The organism is Streptomyces iakyrus (genome assembly GCF_000717055.1).
Taxonomy (GTDB): Bacteria; Actinomycetota; Actinomycetes; order Streptomycetales; family Streptomycetaceae; genus Streptomyces; species Streptomyces iakyrus.
Map to the genome: position 1 here is coordinate 1 of NZ_JNXI01000082.1, position 511 is coordinate 511.

Here is a 511-nt window from a genome sequence, read left to right on the forward strand (position 1 = left end):
GCTATCCAGGTGCACGCTGCGACGTCGAGAGTATGCAGTACTCATTCTCCTTCTCCGAGGAGCTGGACCAGGAGTGGAACTGGTCGGAGAAATACGCGCCGCAGGCCGAGATCCTTTCCTACGCCAACCACGTTGCCGATCGTTTCGACCTGCGCCGGGATATCGTGTTCGACACGCGTGTCACCGCGGCGACGTTCGACGAAGACGCCGGGTGCTGGCTGATCGAGACCAACCGCGGCAACAGGGTTTTGGCCAGATTCTGCATCATGGCGGTCGGCTGCCTGTCGGCACCGAACCGGCCAAACTTCAGGGGCATGAAGAACTTTCGCGGTCCGATCTACCACACCGGCGAATGGCCGCATGAAGGCGTCGACTTTACAGGATTGCGGGTCGGCGTGATCGGCACCGGCTCCTCGGCGATTCAGTCGATCCCAATCATCGCGCAGCAGGCGGCGCACCTCACGGTATTCCAGCGCACGGCGACGTGGTCCGTGCCGGCGCGCAACGAGAG

1 protein-coding gene is annotated in these 511 nt (G+C 62.6%); it reads left to right on the plus strand.

What is annotated here, in order from left to right; all coding sequences use genetic code 11:
* Positions 1-32 precede the first annotated feature (32 nt).
* Positions 33-511, plus strand: a 479-nt coding sequence (locus OO68_RS48850) for an NAD(P)-binding domain-containing protein (RefSeq protein WP_280922568.1), incomplete at its 3' end; no start/stop codon positions are given.